Source organism: Streptococcus infantis (genome assembly GCF_047464155.1).
In the GTDB taxonomy this organism is placed as follows: domain Bacteria; phylum Bacillota; class Bacilli; order Lactobacillales; family Streptococcaceae; genus Streptococcus; species Streptococcus infantis_U.
On sequence record NZ_JASHCL010000001.1, the window covers coordinates 759,018 to 774,276 of the forward strand.

Annotated in this window: 14 protein-coding genes; 1 reads left to right on the plus strand and 13 read right to left on the minus strand. The window is 39.6% G+C overall.

Going from position 1 to position 15,259, the window contains the following annotated elements; genetic code table 11:
* Positions 1-20: 20 nt before the first annotated feature.
* The 12 genes from metE to QM810_RS03735 all read right to left on the minus strand — a co-directional run bounded on the left by metE (position 21) and on the right by QM810_RS03735 (position 13,236).
* On the minus strand, positions 21-2,270 hold the full coding sequence (gene metE, locus QM810_RS03680; protein WP_414253895.1) for a 5-methyltetrahydropteroyltriglutamate--homocysteine S-methyltransferase: 2,250 nt from the start codon (positions 2,268-2,270) through the stop codon (positions 21-23).
* Between the two features lie 243 nt (positions 2,271-2,513).
* Positions 2,514-2,876: a TIGR02328 family protein gene (locus QM810_RS03685; RefSeq protein WP_414253896.1), complete on the minus strand. Its 363-nt coding sequence runs from the start codon at positions 2,874-2,876 to the stop codon at positions 2,514-2,516.
* The gene (locus tag QM810_RS03690; RefSeq protein ID WP_414253897.1) at positions 2,860-3,264 is read right to left on the minus strand and encodes a YbgA family protein; all 405 of its coding nucleotides are present in this window, start codon (positions 3,262-3,264) and stop codon (positions 2,860-2,862) included. The genes QM810_RS03685 and QM810_RS03690 overlap by 17 nt, the downstream gene beginning before the upstream one ends.
* 81 nt (positions 3,265-3,345) lie before the next feature.
* On the minus strand, positions 3,346-4,947 hold the full coding sequence (locus QM810_RS03695; protein WP_414253898.1) for a type I restriction-modification system subunit M: 1,602 nt from the start codon (positions 4,945-4,947) through the stop codon (positions 3,346-3,348).
* Between the two features lie 46 nt (positions 4,948-4,993).
* Entirely contained in the window at positions 4,994-5,749 is a 756-nt protein-coding gene (locus QM810_RS03700) for a hypothetical protein (protein ID WP_414253899.1), read from the minus strand.
* Between the two features lie 41 nt (positions 5,750-5,790).
* A complete protein-coding gene (locus tag QM810_RS03705; RefSeq protein WP_414253900.1) occupies positions 5,791-6,618 on the minus strand; it encodes a hypothetical protein in 828 nt (275 codons plus the stop codon).
* Position 6,619: 1 nt separating this feature from the next.
* Entirely contained in the window at positions 6,620-7,159 is a 540-nt protein-coding gene (locus QM810_RS03710) for a hypothetical protein (protein WP_060552961.1), read from the minus strand.
* 9 nt (positions 7,160-7,168) lie between these two features.
* Entirely contained in the window at positions 7,169-8,413 is a 1,245-nt protein-coding gene (locus QM810_RS03715; RefSeq protein ID WP_414253982.1) for a restriction endonuclease subunit S, read from the minus strand.
* Complete coding sequence (locus QM810_RS03720; RefSeq protein ID WP_414253901.1) at positions 8,379-8,942, minus strand: hypothetical protein; 564 nt, start codon at positions 8,940-8,942, stop codon at positions 8,379-8,381. The genes QM810_RS03715 and QM810_RS03720 overlap by 35 nt, the downstream gene beginning before the upstream one ends.
* 53 nt (positions 8,943-8,995) lie before the next feature.
* A complete protein-coding gene (locus tag QM810_RS03725; protein ID WP_414253902.1) occupies positions 8,996-9,415 on the minus strand; it encodes a hypothetical protein in 420 nt (139 codons plus the stop codon).
* 17 nt (positions 9,416-9,432) lie between these two features.
* Positions 9,433-10,242 carry a hypothetical protein gene (locus QM810_RS03730; protein WP_414253903.1) on the minus strand — a complete coding sequence of 270 codons (810 nt, stop codon included), beginning with the start codon at positions 10,240-10,242 and terminating at the stop codon, positions 9,433-9,435.
* Between the two features lie 3 nt (positions 10,243-10,245).
* Positions 10,246-13,236, minus strand: a complete 2,991-nt coding sequence (locus QM810_RS03735; protein WP_414253904.1) for a type I restriction endonuclease subunit R — start codon at positions 13,234-13,236, stop codon at positions 10,246-10,248.
* A 155-nt stretch (positions 13,237-13,391) separates the two neighbouring features.
* On the opposite strand from QM810_RS03735, the gene QM810_RS03740 reads away from it, so the two are divergent.
* Positions 13,392-14,012 carry a TVP38/TMEM64 family protein gene (locus tag QM810_RS03740; RefSeq protein ID WP_414253905.1) on the plus strand — a complete coding sequence of 207 codons (621 nt, stop codon included), beginning with the start codon at positions 13,392-13,394 and terminating at the stop codon, positions 14,010-14,012.
* Positions 14,013-14,053: 41 nt separating this feature from the next.
* Here QM810_RS03740 and QM810_RS03745 read toward each other — a convergent pair whose 3' ends face one another.
* Entirely contained in the window at positions 14,054-15,208 is a 1,155-nt protein-coding gene (locus tag QM810_RS03745; protein ID WP_414253906.1) for an MFS transporter, read from the minus strand.
* Positions 15,209-15,259: the final 51 nt, after the last annotated feature.

The following is a 15,259-nucleotide window of genomic DNA, read 5'->3' on the forward strand; positions in this document are numbered from 1 at the left end:
GTAGGGAGAATTGTCTTTTCTTACAATTTTTCACGCGCAGCTTTCGCAGCGTCTACAAGGCGGATCAAGCTTTCTTTCGTTTCTGGAATACCACGTGTTTTCAAACCACAGTCAGGGTTGATCCATACTTTCTTGCTTGGTACTTTAGCAAGGATGGCTTCGATGGTGTGGTCGATTTCGCCTTCGTTAGGCACACGAGGAGAGTGGATATCGTAAACTCCAGGACCCACTTCTGTCTGGAAGTTTTGAGCTTTGAGTTCGTCCAAGATTTCAAGGTTTGAACGGCTAGCTTCAAATGAGATAACGTCCGCATCCATGTTGTCGATAGCTGGGATGATATCTGTAAATTCTGAGTAACACATGTGAGTGTGGATTTGTGTATCTGGTGCTACTGTTGAGTGTACCAAGCGGAAAGCTGGAATAGCCCAGTCAAGGTAGTCTTCGTACCAGTCGCTACGACGGAGTGGCAATTTCTCACGAAGAGCAGCCTCGTCGATTTGGATGATTTTCACACCTGCAGCTTCAAGGTCAAGAACTTCATCCTTGATAGCAAGAGCGATTTGAAGAGTAGAATCCTTGATAGAGATGTCTTCACGTGGGAATGACCAGTTAAGGATGGTAACAGGTCCAGTCAACATACCTTTAACAGGTTTGTCAGTACGGCTTTGTGCGTAGCTAGACCATTTAACAGTGATTGGGTTGAGACGAGTCACATCCCCCCAAATGATTGGTGGTTTAACCCCACGCATACCATATGATTGTACCCAACCATTCTTAGAGAAGAGGTAACCTGACAAGTTTTGACCGAAGTACTCAACCATGTCGTTACGCTCGAATTCACCGTGTACAAGCACGTCAAATCCAACTTCTTCTTGCCATTTGATCCATTCATCGATGGTTTCAGCAAGGAAGGCATCGTATTCTTCTTGTGACAATTCACCCTTACGGAAGGCCAAACGCTTCGCACGAACTTCCTTTGTTTGAGGGAATGAACCAATGGTTGTTGTTGGAAGAGCTGGAAGTTTGAAGGCATCTTCTTGGATAGCTTCACGTTCTGCAAAGGCTGGCAAACGAGTGTAATCAGCGTCTGTCAATCCAGCGATACGCGCACGAAGTTCCGCATTTTCACCAACACGTTCAGTCGCAAAGAGTTCTTTGTTAGCCGCAAGAGCTTCTGCACCTTGACCATTGCGGATAGCATCCAAGTCACGGATCTCATCCAATTTTTCAACTGCAAAAGCAAAGTGGTTCAAGATAGCTGGTTCAAATTCTTCGTTAGCAGTTGTAAATGGCACATGAAGAAGTGAACATGAGCTTGTCAAGACGATGTTTTCAGCTGGGATTTGCTCAAGAACAGCCAAGCTCTTTTCGTAGTTGTTGCGCCAGATGTTCTTACCATTGACAATACCTGCATAGAGAGTCTTGTCAGCTGGGAAGCCACCTTTAACGAGTTCAAGAGTTTTCTTACCTTCAACGAAGTCAAGACCGATCGCATCTACTGGCAATTTGACAAGGTCAGCGTAGACGTCACGAACGTCACCGAAGTAAGTTTGAAGCAAGACTTCAAGACCTTTTTTGTCAGCCAAAAGCTTGTTGTAGATGTTCAAGAAGAGAGCTTTTTCTTCTTCTGTCAAGTCTTTGACAAGGGCAGCTTCGTCGAGTTGGATACGAGTTGCACCAAGTTCAGCCAATTTTGCAAAAACGTCTTGGTAAGCAGCTACTAAGCTATCGACGAAATCTTCTGCTTTTACGTCTTCTTCAAAGTCTGATAATTGAAGGAAAGTGAATGGACCTACAAGGACAGGACGAGTGTTAAGACCAAGTTCTTTTGCTTCTTGGAACTCATCGAAAATCTTGTGACCAGCCAATTTTACTTGAGTGTCTTTTTCAAATTTAGGAACGATGTAGTGGTAGTTAGTGTTGAACCATTTTTTCATCGGAAGGGCACGAACATCCCCTTTTTCTCCTTGGTAACCACGTCCCAAAGCAAAGTAACGTTCAAGATCAGATAATTCTAAGTTTTGTACTGATGCAGGAACTACGTTGAAAAGGAAAGCAGCATCTAGGAAGTTGTCATAGTGAGAAAAGTCATTTGATGGGATTTCAGTGATGCCTTTTTCTTTGACGATGTTCCAGTGTTTTGCACGCAATTCTTTAGCCGCAGCCAAGAGTTCTTCTTCTGAGATTTCTTTTCTAAAGTATTTTTCAGTTGTAAATTTTAATTCGCGGAATTCACCCAAACGAGGGAAACCGATAATTGTAGTTGACATGTTTTGTCCTCCAAAAATTGTTGTTGAAACTATCTTAACAGAAAAGAAACTGTCTGTATAATTGTAAAAAATTAGGCTTTGATATAGTTTGAAACTATATCAAAATTTAAAGTACAAAAAAAGATTTGAAGAAGTTCCTCCAAATCCTTTGATAGATAAAGATTGATAGCCTTTCAAGGTTACTATATTCTTCGCAAAAAAATATTGAATTGAAAGCTACCTATGGCTTGCTATTAGAAAAGACTATAGGTTAATTCCCTTCTCTCGCAGATTAGCTAGACATTCCTTATAGTAGGCATCGTCATGCTCGCTATAGATAGGACTGTTCAGCTTCTCCTCTGCTAAGTCTTCATGGGAAGGGCAGGTCTTACCTCGGTAGTTCTTATCCAGCCACTCTGGACTGACATTGTAGCCACGGCCAGCCATCTCCTCCATGATCAAACGATGATAGGCATAGAGACGATAAGGCGAGTGGGTAAAGACGTAGTCAACCGTCGCATGCTTTCTGCCCCAGCCATTGCCACGCAGGGCGCAGCACTCTCGATGTTGTCCCAAGAGCTGCGGGCGGGGAAGTTGTGAAATCAAAGCCTCATGCCAAAGTCTCATGGGAGTCTCCTTTCAGCAGGGTAGAATCTTGCAGATAAGCATTTGGGTAACGCTCGAGCAAGTCTCTGGTCTTTGCAATCAAGTCTTCCTTAGAAGCTTGACCAAAGCGATAGCGATCCAGCAAGAGCATATAGTCTTTGCGCTCGTCAAGACTGGCTTGCTTTTTAAAGTAGCCCCAAATATGCTGAAAGGCATTGCAAACCTGACCCCTGTGTTCTGGAATCTGGCAGGCACGGTCAATCATCTCTTGAACCTGACTAAGCTCTACCACTTCTTGCTTGAGATACTGGCGAATATCCTTGTAAATATTGCTGGAATGACTCAAAACAAGGTATTTGTTTCTAGCCCAGAGTTGCTGACAAAGGGAACGTTGGTTGTTATTTTCCATATTTCTCCTAACTTTCTACTAGTTCCCAGGAAATACGGAAACAAAGTTGTATTTATAAAATGAGCGAATCAATTAGCCCTATCACCCCTTAAAGTTTTTCAAAAACTCTTTGAGTTCAGCATCGGCTTCTGGTGTGGTTCCGTGGAGTTGGTTCAGCATTTCAAGTAAAGAAGCTGTTTGACTTTCAATAGCTTTATTTGTATCGTTAATCTTGCTGACGATGTCTGTCAGTGGCTCTACTTCTTCTTCCTCAAAGGTATCCACGTAGCGAGGGATATTGAGGTTGTAGTCATTTTCGACAATTTCTTCATAGCTTGCTAGGTGGGCAAACTTATCAATCTCCTCACGAGACTTGTAGGCTTCCAGAATCTTCTCGATATGGGCATCCGTCATGATATTTTGATTTTTCCCTTTATCAAACTCCTTAGAAGCATCGATAAAGTAGACATCACGGTTGGTACGGTTCTTTTTGAGAATGATAACCGTAGTCGGAATGCTGGTATTAAAGAAGATATTAGCTGGTAGGCCGATAACCGTATCAATGGCCCCTTCTTCTAGCAAGGCCTTACGAATGGTGCCCTCCGCATTTCCACGGAAGAGAACACCGTGGGGAAGGACGATAGCCATAACCCCATTATCCTGCTTAAGGTGGTAATACCCATGCAAGAGGAAGGCAAAGTCAGCCTTGGACTGGGGCGCCAGTTTTCCAAAAGGAGAGAAACGAGGGTCATTCAGGAATCCAGAGCTTGCAGACCACTTAGCAGAGTATGGTGGGTTCATGAGAACACCGTCGAAGTTAGTCGGCTCTTGAGTCGGCCAGTCTTCATCCAAGGTATCGGCATTGTGTAGAAATTGATTCTCAACTGGCACACCGTGTAGGATCATGTTCATCCGAGCTAGGTTATAGGTCGAAGTATTGAGCTCCTGACCAAAGTAGACAACCGTCTGCGGTTTATGAGAGTACTTCTTGGCATTGAGCAAGAGAGAGCCAGACCCCATAGTCGCATCATAGATGGTAAAGCCTTCCTGATCTTCACGACCTAAAAAGGCAATCTGAGTCATGAGCTTGGCAACAGGTTGAGGCGTATAGAACTCACCAGCTTTCTTACCCGAGTCAGTCGCAAACTGACCGATCAGATACTCATAGGCATCCCCCAGCATATCGCCAGCATGACCAGCCACGTCTAGCACAGCTAACTCTTTCATGACTGCCGCCACCGTTTGGTTTTGCTTTTGCGGAGTTGCCCCTAGCTTTTTAGAGTAGAGATCGATATCTTCAAAGAGATTTTCATAGAGGTCGTCACTCTGCTCGATATCACGAAAACCTTGAGCCAGATCTTCCAGTTGGAAAGTCCCCTCATTGACACGGGCTACCAGAGCTGTAAAGGTCAAGTCTGGCTTGATAATATAGTTGAGCTCATCGTTCATGACTGAGACTAGATCCTCATGGGTATCCGCTTCCTCGTAGTAGTTGCGATAGACCTCAAGAGCATCCTCAAGACTATCTGTCCCCTCTTCCATGGTCTCCGCCACGAAAAAGAGCATCTTGTCTGACAGATACTTATAGAAGACCATACCCAAAAGATAGGACTTGTAGTCGTTGGCATCCATCTTGGAGCGGAGAACATCCGCTGAGTTCCACAGGGCTTGGTAGAGCGACTGGGACGTTTGTGTTGTTTCCATAATGTTTCTTTCTAAGTTTTACAAATATTCTTCAAAAAGTGAGTGTTTAGAAATAACCAATCACTTCTCTTTCTACCGTTTGAATCAATTCTAAAGGAATAGAAGAGACTGGAAGTTGATAAACGATATTTTTTCGAGGGTTAAAAAATCCAAGATTTTCGATAGACAGGAAATCGGGGTCATAGGAATGTAGCCCCATGATATAGTAGACAAGGACTTGTAGCGTATGGTCTTTATTTGGAGCTGTTTTAGTCACCTTAAAATCCCACAGTGTATCCTTGGTAAGAAAATCTCCATCACCCTTGTCAATCGTATCTGTATAAGCTCCAAGAAAGTTAAAGCCATCTTTTACCAAAGGACCATAAAGATCGAAGAAACAAAGGCTTCGCTCCACCATGATACAAATATTTTCTATCGTTTCTGCATCTACTATAATTTCCTCAAAAGGCTTATAATACTGTTTCCCTGCACGAAAAACGACATCAAAAGAAACCAAACGACAAGCACTTTCTATCGATAAGTCATCCAATCCTGTCACCAAATCGAGAAGTGCTTCTGCTAGGTCTCCCATGCCCACAATCTGAGCTCCCATGAGAGAAATTCTGAAAGCATCACGGGCTTCTGCCCCTTTCATGAGACGGGTCAAGTAGTCTACACAAATCCCCACTAAACTAGGAGATACAGACTCTACAGAGTGCAGAACTCTGTGATCTTCGAACTGTTCTACTGAAAATAATTTGATGGGCAGATAACCACCTCGAGGTTGGTTAATTTCTTTGATACGTTGTGTTACAGATACCATTAATACTCCTCTTTATAGATAATTTTTTAAAGAATGTTACTTCAGTTTTCCTTCTTCCGTAATCGCCTAGCAGAGCTGGCTTCCATCTGATGACTTGTAATTGGATTAGTATATAATCTCCCTAACGCCAATTTTAAGAAACTTGTCAATCGTTTATTGGTATCAATAATAAATTTTCCTTCTGAAACCTTGAAATCCTGCTCTGGATATTGTTCATATGATGTTAATAAGGTGCTAATTATTGAGGTATCAGATAGGTCAATTTCATCATCTTTTAGAATTGCCACCATTTTCAAATTATTAGATTTAATTTCAAAATCTGAGAAAGTAACTAAATCAATTCTTTTTAATTCATCAACTTCTGCAAGACTAGCTATACGGTAATAATCATCAATACCTTTGAATAGACTATGAATCGTCCTAAAACTTCTAAAGTACAATTTATTATTTCCATCAAAATAGGCATCGTTCTCAGATTTTAATTCTATACCATTTTCAATAATTGTTCTCTCAGCTTTTCTACGTCTCCATTTCAAGATTGACTTATCAACCAGTCTCTTTGATTGTGTAATTTTTTGAAAAACTAAACCATCATTTTCAACTTTACGAAAAATCAAGTCAATTTTTGAGAACTCTGCTTCATTCACATCATTTAGACCCGCGGTATTTAAAAATTTATCTTCATATTCTTTGACCATAGACATATGCGAATCATCAATTTCAACATAGAACCATTCATCATGTTCTAATTTTATTTCTGGATCAAATTCTCTACTATTTTCAGGATTAATCTCCGGAGCAACTAATTCTGAAATATCATCCGAATTCTCCAATTTTCTATATATTTGACCTACTTTTACTAAAAACATATTATCCCTTCTCCAAAAATGTAAAATTATTTATTCTAACTAGACCTTCTATAGTCCCAGTCTCTTTAACATCTTTTTTCTTGCTATAAATAATAAAGACATTACCGTTTTTATCAGTGACTCTGTAATAACGATATGAGAGTAACCATATCAAATTAAAATAATACGATCTCTCCATAAGAATCCACCATATTAGAAAAATGAGGACTATTACTACAATCTGATATAAGAAAGTTAATTCACCTAAACCCAGCATAATTACAAAAAGTCCTAAGTAAGTTGGAATGATTTCATTTTCTACCGGCTGTATACTTTCAACTTGAGCAGTATCATTCGCTTCCTTGAATCTTATCAAATACTGTAAGACTCCAAAAGAAAAAGAAAGCATCAGGAAAGTCAACACTCCTATTTTTAGAAAACTACATACATAAGTATCATGTGAGGGAAAAATGTCTATAGTAAATAGATACAAGACTAAACCTGGCGAAAAAGAACAAATTGATAAACAAAATGACAAACATAATCTTTTAAATTTTTTCATAACAAAATTCTATATAAACATATCCTGCAAGAGTTTCTTTTTGAGTGTTTCAAGTTGAAAAATTTTTTCTTGGTAAGAATTAATGAGATTATCGAGATTAGAGAAATAGGAGCCGATGGCTTGTTGTTCTTCTATACAAGGAGCAAAAAACCTAAAATCTTGCATATCTGCTTGAAATAGATGAGGTATACTACTACCCGATACCTTTAGATAAATTAATTTTTGAAATACAGAACTCGTCAAAACCTGATAGAAAAACTGAGAAGAAACTTTCTTATCCAACCGTACTAACATCATTGTTGAATTAATCGTTGTTTCCCCTTTCAAATTCGAAACTAAAGCAGGGTTTCCAAGAGATCCATCTTTTGAAAAAATGATATCTCCGTTCTCTAACATAATCTCTGGAGATTCATCATATCTCCACTGTGGTATATGGTCGACTTCTCCCCAATCAATTACTCCATTTTTTATATGTTTACCAGCAATCATACTTGGTCCAACTTCAGTATATTCTTCTTGTTTTAGACTTTTCCAACCTAACCTTCCTTTAATTATTGCACAGTCACCTAGTCTTAAATTCTCCCACTCCCCCTCAAATCCATCCAAACGAATCTCAGGAACGGTCTGTCCAGCTTTGGGAAACATCTTTGAGAGTATGGTCGCCTTGAGAGATTGGTAGCTAGCAAGATTGTCCTTGTAGCTAGCTAAAAGGTCGGCGAGAGTGCGGAAGAGGGAGCCAATGGCAGATTGTTCTTGAACATTTGGTACATTAACCTTTATCATTGCTATATCACTAGCATTGTATGAAGGAAGAGCACCGATTTGTGCATACTTAGGCAAATTTATCGTTTGAAATAATGTTAAACCAAAATCTTTATCCCATGATTCATCGAAGGAATAGCTCATAGTATTATTGTCAATCAGAAAAGGTCTAGTAACTAACCGTTTTCTATTTAACATCAATGCAGCACCAACTTTAGCAAATATGATAGCTGGAGTTTCATCAATAACCTTCCAACTATTTTTCATAATTTGCTCCTGTGTAACATAATTATTTGCATTCCTCATCTCAGTTTCATTTCCAATATTATTCATATCAGAAACCTTAAAAAATGGAATCCCTTCTGTACCACCTTGTTGACTATCTGGAAAGCCTATTCCCGACTTAAAATTTCCAAGCTGTCCTAATTTATAGTTATTCCAATTATTAACAAATTCCTTAAATCTTATTTTTGGAATGTTTCTGTTGATCATTTTCTTCACTCTTTTTCCTATACTCAATGTATTCCTTCATGGTCATTATCTCAAGATTTCCTATACTGTTTTCAACTATGAATAAGTCGTTTATACCATCTTTTTTGTTGGAATCTAAAAGTATTTTAGCTTCTTTTATTTTATTAATTGACTCGTAAAAATTTTTGTCAGAAATATCATTCTGTATATTTTGATAGATTGTTCCCTTTTTAGTTGAAGCTTTTATCGTGATAGTAGCTGGTGAAATTTTATCAGCCGACTCAAATTTTATTATTTTTTTATTCTTAATAGAAGATGTAGCCTTAAAAATTAACACTTTTAAAATCTCAACTGTTAGTCCTGCTATTATAGCTCTCAACATTTCTTCATTTAAAATTATTTCAATAAATGAATCGAAAGATGCCTGTAAACTGTCTTCTCCAAAAAATAAGATCTCTATATCTTCTTTGGAATATCTTTCTTGTAATTCTATCTCTTCCTCCTTAGAAAAAAGTAAATATGCACCTCTAACTCCAACACTTTTTTTCATAAACATTCTCCTATTCTTTAAATATGAATGAAACGCAATATTTATTTTTATATCTAACTTAGTTCAAAGAGCCCAATTTGATCAAAACTAGTAATAATTTCATCAATAACTATTTCTCCACGTTTATATTTTTCAAATAGCATTAAAAATTGCAATGTGTCGATAATTAACACATTATATATCTTATTTTTTGCTATATCTATAATACTATCATTGATTAATTCCCTGTCTTTCGGATCTATATCCTTAAACCGATTTACAATGATAATTCTCTTAATAATTTTATCCGAAATTTCTTTCTTTTCGGCATATTTATATACATGAGTCATTAACTGAGAAATATTGGATTTTTTTAGATCTTTAGTTAACCCTTTAAATTCAAATAGATAATGAATCCCATTCTTTTCAAAAGAGAAATCTTCATCTTTAGTGTCTTTAAAATCAGTTTTTATTTCAAGCATTTCTACTAACATCTCTATTAGAACATGTTCTAATTCTTTTCCTGATTTATAAAGTATCGATTCATAATATTTATTTTTTTAATAATTTGTTCAACATTTTCTATTTTAAGTTTTGATTCTTGAATTTTTCTTTCTTCTATTTTCGCTATTCCCGTTTGATAAGCATCGTCAAAAAATTCTAGTTTCGAAAACCATTTAGGAATGTTTTCAAGAGATTGTGTTAAAAATATATTATCTAATATCAGCTTTAAATTATCATTTTCAATCTGTAAAGATGTTATTGAATTTCTACCCAATGTTAAAAATACTAACTTTTCACTTCCACTCGAGTATATCTCATTCTTAGAAATTACAATTCCATCCTCATTTGTCCTCATATTTAGGTCAAAATAAAAATCAGCTGATAATTCAATTTCCGATAAATACGTTGAAGTTTTCTCATAGTACAAGGTAAAGTTAAAAGGAATGACCTTTTGCAAATTGGTTGTTAGTTTATAAATATTATTCTTAATATATACACTAGTTAGATGAACCTTACTAGAATGCCTATTTGGATTATCAAAATTTGTTTTAAATTTAATATTCTTTGGTAAAACATATAAATAATTTGTTTTGCTAGAACGAATAATGCTAGTTTTCAAAGTTTGAAAATCATCATCACAATTTAGAGTATCAAAATCTGCTCTGAAACTTCTATTTTGCCATATTAATTCATCTGTTAAATCAATTATATTTAGATCGTACGAGTCTAAAGACTCTGCATTTCCAAACGAATTACATAAATCTACTAATAGTCCTTTGCTATTCTCACCAGTATAATTAATTAATTGTATTTTCATATTCTACCTCCCAACCCTCAACGGCTCAATCACTTCTTCAATCAGTTGGGTATAGGCTTCTTTGATTTGTTTTTTATAGAGGAGTGGGTTGAGGGCATCTGTCACCTCAACTTTATAGTCCTTGTAGCGCTGACTCTTGGTCAGTTGACTTTCTCCTAGTTGCTTTTTAGCTCCCTTGCGGTAGTGATTGACATAGTAGCGGAGTTCATCTTCGCCCACATACCAGGTCTTACTAAAGTCTTGGATATGCTGCTGGATGACTGCTTCAATCATCTGGTCAAGGATATTGGCGATGGATTGACCTCTGTATCGGTCAGGATTTGCCTGTACTTCTTGCCAAAGCTCTGAGATGATCTGTGCCAGATTTGGATTGGTCTTCTCCAGACTTTGGATATAGGTATCCACTGCTTCTCTGTCCTGTGCACTAAGACTCTTTTCCGGACTCTGCTCTTGCTCGATCAGGCTTTGGATCAAGGTCAAGATATAGGCGTAGTTAATCTCATCTACTTGGATAGACTCTAGTTCATAGTGGATATCAAGTGGTTCGCCATCGTCGTTATCATCTTCAGAACGACTTTTCAACTCTGCTAGGATATTTTGATAAAAACCAAGATAAACTTCCAACTCTTCTGCGCTGAGTCCCGTTTGGGCGTATATTTCGTCCTCATCATACTCTTTATACACTCGGATAGAAGCTAGGTACTTATCAAATCCTTGATAGGCCTTGGCGATTTTTCTCAACTGTGGAGTAGAGATTTGTTCGAGTTGGAGTCCTTCTTCGGGGTCATCGGTGATTAGATTTTGGAAATCTCTACAACTTCTCAAAAAGTTTCTCTTTTCCTCTTCCCAGCTCGGTGCTAGAACCTCATTTTCTCCACCATTTGAGTAGAGCTTGAGGGCATTATCAACTGCTTCCTTGAAGGCTAGAGGCTTTTGGAAGGTGATGATATGGCCATAGGTCTTACTAGAATCAAAGATACGATTGGTTCGGCTAAAGGCCTGAATCAAGTCCTGCGGTTGCATGGGCTTTCTGTCGATAAAGAGAGTCGATAGACAAGGGGCATCAAATCCTGTCAGGAGACGATTGACTACGATAACCAAGTCCAACTGTTCATTGCGATAGAGATACTTATCTTGTTTTCGGGCTAAGCGGTTATTGACATCGGTATTGAAGCCACGCAGATCCGCCATAGTAAAGTGAGTATCAAACTCTTGGTTATAGTCCTCTAAGACCTGCTTCATGTGGTCTTGGTTGGCTCTTGAGTCTTCTTCATTCTCCGTAACGGAGTAGGTGATGGTTGCCTTTGGAAAGTCTGGAAGGATCATCTTGACTCTTTCAGATACCTTGACTCGTGTCTGTCCAGCCTTGACTCTTTTGAGAAGGTCATAGTAGGCTTGGGCTTGAGGGATAGACTTGACAGTCAGGATGGCATTGTAGGTATTGCCCACTCCTTTTTGGAAGCCCAGTTGTTGGCGGGATTTATTGATAATAGCATCCAAGACTTCCAGCATGTGCTCCTCATTCTCGTAGACGGTATCTGGTATGTCATTTTCAGACTGGTCTGTGATGAGGGTATTGCGATAATCTACCTTAAAGCCTAGGACAGCTCCATCATGGATGGCTTCCTTGACCGTATACTCATGGAGACGGTCTCCATACTGTTGCTGGGTGGTTTGGGCGAGGTCGCCGACCTGCTGGCGTTTATTTTCCTTAAAGATAGGCGTGCCTGTAAATCCATACCAGAGGGACTGAGGGAAAAAGGCTTTAATGTCTTTTTGTGTTTGTGGTGTCACAGCACGGTGGCATTCATCCACGACAAAGGCCACTCGGAGTCCCTTGATTTTATCCGCATCTCGTTGGTAAAGACCTTGGTCAAACTTGCGCATCATGGTAGTGATTTTCTGGATAGTGGTCACCACGACACGCTTATCATTACTTCCTAGTCGCTTGACCAAATCATGGGTATTATCCGTCTCATCGATATCGATGACGTCATTAGTCGCATAAGAGAGGAAGGATGATGTGGTTTGTTGGTCCAAGTCCCTGCGGTCAACGACAAAAATCGTCTTTTGGATCGATGGAATTTGAAGGAGATTACGAGCTACCTTATAAGAAGTCAAGGTCTTCCCTGAACCTGTCGTATGCCAAACATAACCTGATGCTTGCTGGCGAGAGGCTTCCTGCACCGCTTCGATAGCATGGATCTGGTAGGGGCGCAAGAGAATGAGAGATTTCTTGCTATCATCAATGACAGAATATTGCATGACCATCTGATGGGCACGCGGAATCGAAAGGACTTCATGGGCAAAACTGGTCAGATTTGTCACAGGATGATTGTCCTTATCCACCCATTTGGTTAGAAATTGTTTGTTAAGTTTATTTTCACGAGCTGCAGCGATATAGCGAGTGTCTACTTTATTGGTCACAACAAACATCTGCAAGCTAGAGTAGATACCACGGAATTTCCCTTCACGGTCATATTTTTTAATCTGGTGAAAGGCATCGATGAAGGCTGCTTGGGAACTCTTGAGCTCGATTTGAATCATGGGCAAGCCGTTAATGAGAAGAGTAACATCCAGTCTACGGTCTTGGTCCAGTGGATTTACTTTTTCTCGTTGGACTTGATTGACAACTTCGTAGCTAGACTTTCCTGCTGCGATATTGTCACGCCAAATGACTGACAAACGGATGGTACCTAAGCTAGCATCTTCTCTTTGAACTTCGACTTTGGCAATGCCGTTTTCTCCGACCAACCACTTGGCAGCATCATAGTAGCTGACAAAGTTGAGTTGATTCTGAATCTGGCGTTTTTCCTGTTCAGTCAAGGGATGGTCTGCTAGCAGAGCAACGTTGTTTTGGGCTAATTTCTCAAAGAAATTGTCCCATAGTTGTTCTTCTGTTTTTAGGTCTTCTCTATAAGTCCATTGGCTTTCACCAGTTACCAGCTGGTTAATCAGTTGTTTTTCTATTTCCAGTTCTGGTTTTACCTGCATCTATATTTCTCCTTTTGGAAACCGCATTCTTCCTATCATTATATCATATTACAGGCAGAAAGCGCCTTGATGATCCTACTTCCCTCAGAAAAACCATCTAGTCTTTCTCCCTAAAATATGATATAGTAGAATCATACTATACAAGAGGAGTTTCCATGTCACACGATAAAGAAATGAAAGCTGTTTCTCCCCTTCTACAGCAAGCTATTCATATTTCCTCCATCGTCGGTGGAGTTGGTACTTTAATATTCTGTATCTGGGCCTATCAAGCCGGTATCTTGCACTCCAAGGAAACCCTATCTGCCTTTATCCAGCAAGCTGGGGTTTGGGGACCACCACTCTTTATTTTTTTGCAGATTTTACAGACGGTTGTTCCTATCATTCCAGGTGCCCTGACCTCCGTTGCAGGTGTCTTTATCTACGGTCACATCATCGGAACGATTTATAACTATATCGGCATTGTCATTGGTTGTGCCATTATCTTTTACTTGGTGCGTCTCTACGGAGCACCCTTTGTCCAGTCCATGGTCAGCAAGCGCACCTATGACAAGTATATCGGTTGGCTTGATGAGGGCAATCGCTTTGACCGTTTCTTTATCTTTATGATGATTTGGCCAGTTAGTCCAGCTGATTTTCTCTGCATGTTGGCTGCTTTGACCAAGATGAGCTTCAAGCGTTATATGACCATTATCATCCTGACCAAACCCTTTACCCTAGTCGTTTACACTTATGGCTTGACCTACATCATCGATTACTTTTGGCAGATGTTTGGCTAATAGACAAAAAACTCAAGGATTCATCCTTGAGTTTTTCTTTGTTAGGCTTCTTTTTTCAATAAGAGGGAAACAAGCACTGATGTAGCAATCATCCATGCTCCTAGAATGATGAAGGTCATTCGACTATCCATAGTCACCAAGCCAATCCCTGAAAGAACGAAGGGTGTTAATGATGCTCCAAAAGAACATCCCAAAACAGCATAGGAAGTTGCTTTGTTGAGGAGTTTTGCAGGAATTCGCTCAGATATCAACTGAAAGACTGTCGTCAGAGCGATACTGTAGGCAAATCCTCCCAGGATAGAACCTGCAACCACCACCCAGAGTGATGGGGAAAGAGCAATGATGATTTGCCCGATACCAAAAGTGACACCAGCGACCAATAGAAGCCTTTCCTTGAAGGTCGAAATCAAGAAAGAAAAGCTGATTCCAGCTAGAATCCCAATCAACTGCATGGCACTAAGTACCAAACTGGACAACTGAGCATCTCCAAACCCTGCCTCAATCATAAGACTAGGGATGCGGAAGGTGATAGCAGTATTGGTACATACAATCACTGCGGCTGCAATAGCAAGGAAGAAAATCAATTGGAGCATGGAACGAGTCAGTTTCGCCGCTTCTTCTGTCTGATGCTTGGACTCGTGAATTTCTTCCTTGTTGTAAGGGACAAATAGAAGAAAGAGCACCAAGACTACCAAGCCTGCGGCATAGGCTAAGAATGTTGCGGTCCAGCCAAAGGCTAGGAGCTGACCAACTGCCAGAGTCAAGATAGAGGCTCCTACTACCTCAGCAGAGCCACGAAAACCAAGCATTTGGATACGAGTCTTGCCGTGGTAACGTTCACTGATGATCGAAATAGCCTTGGCATTGAGCATCCCAACTCCAAGCCCAAATAGCAAGCGGGTTGCAAAGACAAAGTAATAACCCTGATACCAGAAAGGTGCAGTCCCACTGATGGATAAAATCAAGAGTCCCAAGGTCAACTGGAGGCGTTCAGGAAAAATACGCTCTAGAAGTCCGTTTAGTAGAAGCATGGCCATAATCCCAAAGGATGGGAGGCTGACCAAGAGTTCGACCTGACCAGTCGAATAGCCCTGATAATAGTCAAACATAGCAGGCAGGGCGCTCGAAATAGAAAACGATGTGATCAATACTAACGATAGGGATAGTATGCTCACTTTTTCCAAAAATTGTTTCATCTTTTCCTCATTCATTATTCATATTAGTAAAAAAGGTCCTTTCCTATCATA

Excerpts from the sequence above, each read along its gene's own strand:
- QM810_RS03720 (WP_414253901.1), bottom strand. The coding sequence starts at position 8,942 with ATGAAAAAAAGTGTTGGAGTTAGAGGTGCATATTTACTTTTTTCTAAG.
- QM810_RS03685 (WP_414253896.1), bottom strand. The coding sequence starts at position 2,876 with ATGAGACTTTGGCATGAGGCTTTGATTTCACAACTTCCCCGCCCGCAG.
- QM810_RS03705 (WP_414253900.1), bottom strand. The coding sequence starts at position 6,618 with ATGTTTTTAGTAAAAGTAGGTCAAATATATAGAAAATTGGAGAATTCG.
- QM810_RS03735 (WP_414253904.1), bottom strand. The coding sequence starts at position 13,236 with ATGCAGGTAAAACCAGAACTGGAAATAGAAAAACAACTGATTAACCAG.
- QM810_RS03740 (WP_414253905.1), top strand. The coding sequence starts at position 13,392 with ATGTCACACGATAAAGAAATGAAAGCTGTTTCTCCCCTTCTACAGCAA.
- QM810_RS03745 (WP_414253906.1), bottom strand. The coding sequence starts at position 15,208 with ATGAAACAATTTTTGGAAAAAGTGAGCATACTATCCCTATCGTTAGTA.
- QM810_RS03710 (WP_060552961.1), bottom strand. The coding sequence starts at position 7,159 with ATGAAAAAATTTAAAAGATTATGTTTGTCATTTTGTTTATCAATTTGT.
- QM810_RS03700 (WP_414253899.1), bottom strand. The coding sequence starts at position 5,749 with ATGGTATCTGTAACACAACGTATCAAAGAAATTAACCAACCTCGAGGT.
- metE (WP_414253895.1), bottom strand. The coding sequence starts at position 2,270 with ATGTCAACTACAATTATCGGTTTCCCTCGTTTGGGTGAATTCCGCGAA.
- QM810_RS03730 (WP_414253903.1), bottom strand. The coding sequence starts at position 10,242 with ATGAAAATACAATTAATTAATTATACTGGTGAGAATAGCAAAGGACTA.
- QM810_RS03690 (WP_414253897.1), bottom strand. The coding sequence starts at position 3,264 with ATGGAAAATAACAACCAACGTTCCCTTTGTCAGCAACTCTGGGCTAGA.
- QM810_RS03725 (WP_414253902.1), bottom strand. The coding sequence starts at position 9,415 with ATGTTAGTAGAAATGCTTGAAATAAAAACTGATTTTAAAGACACTAAA.
- QM810_RS03695 (WP_414253898.1), bottom strand. The coding sequence starts at position 4,947 with ATGGAAACAACACAAACGTCCCAGTCGCTCTACCAAGCCCTGTGGAAC.
- QM810_RS03715 (WP_414253982.1), bottom strand. The coding sequence starts at position 8,413 with ATGATCAACAGAAACATTCCAAAAATAAGATTTAAGGAATTTGTTAAT.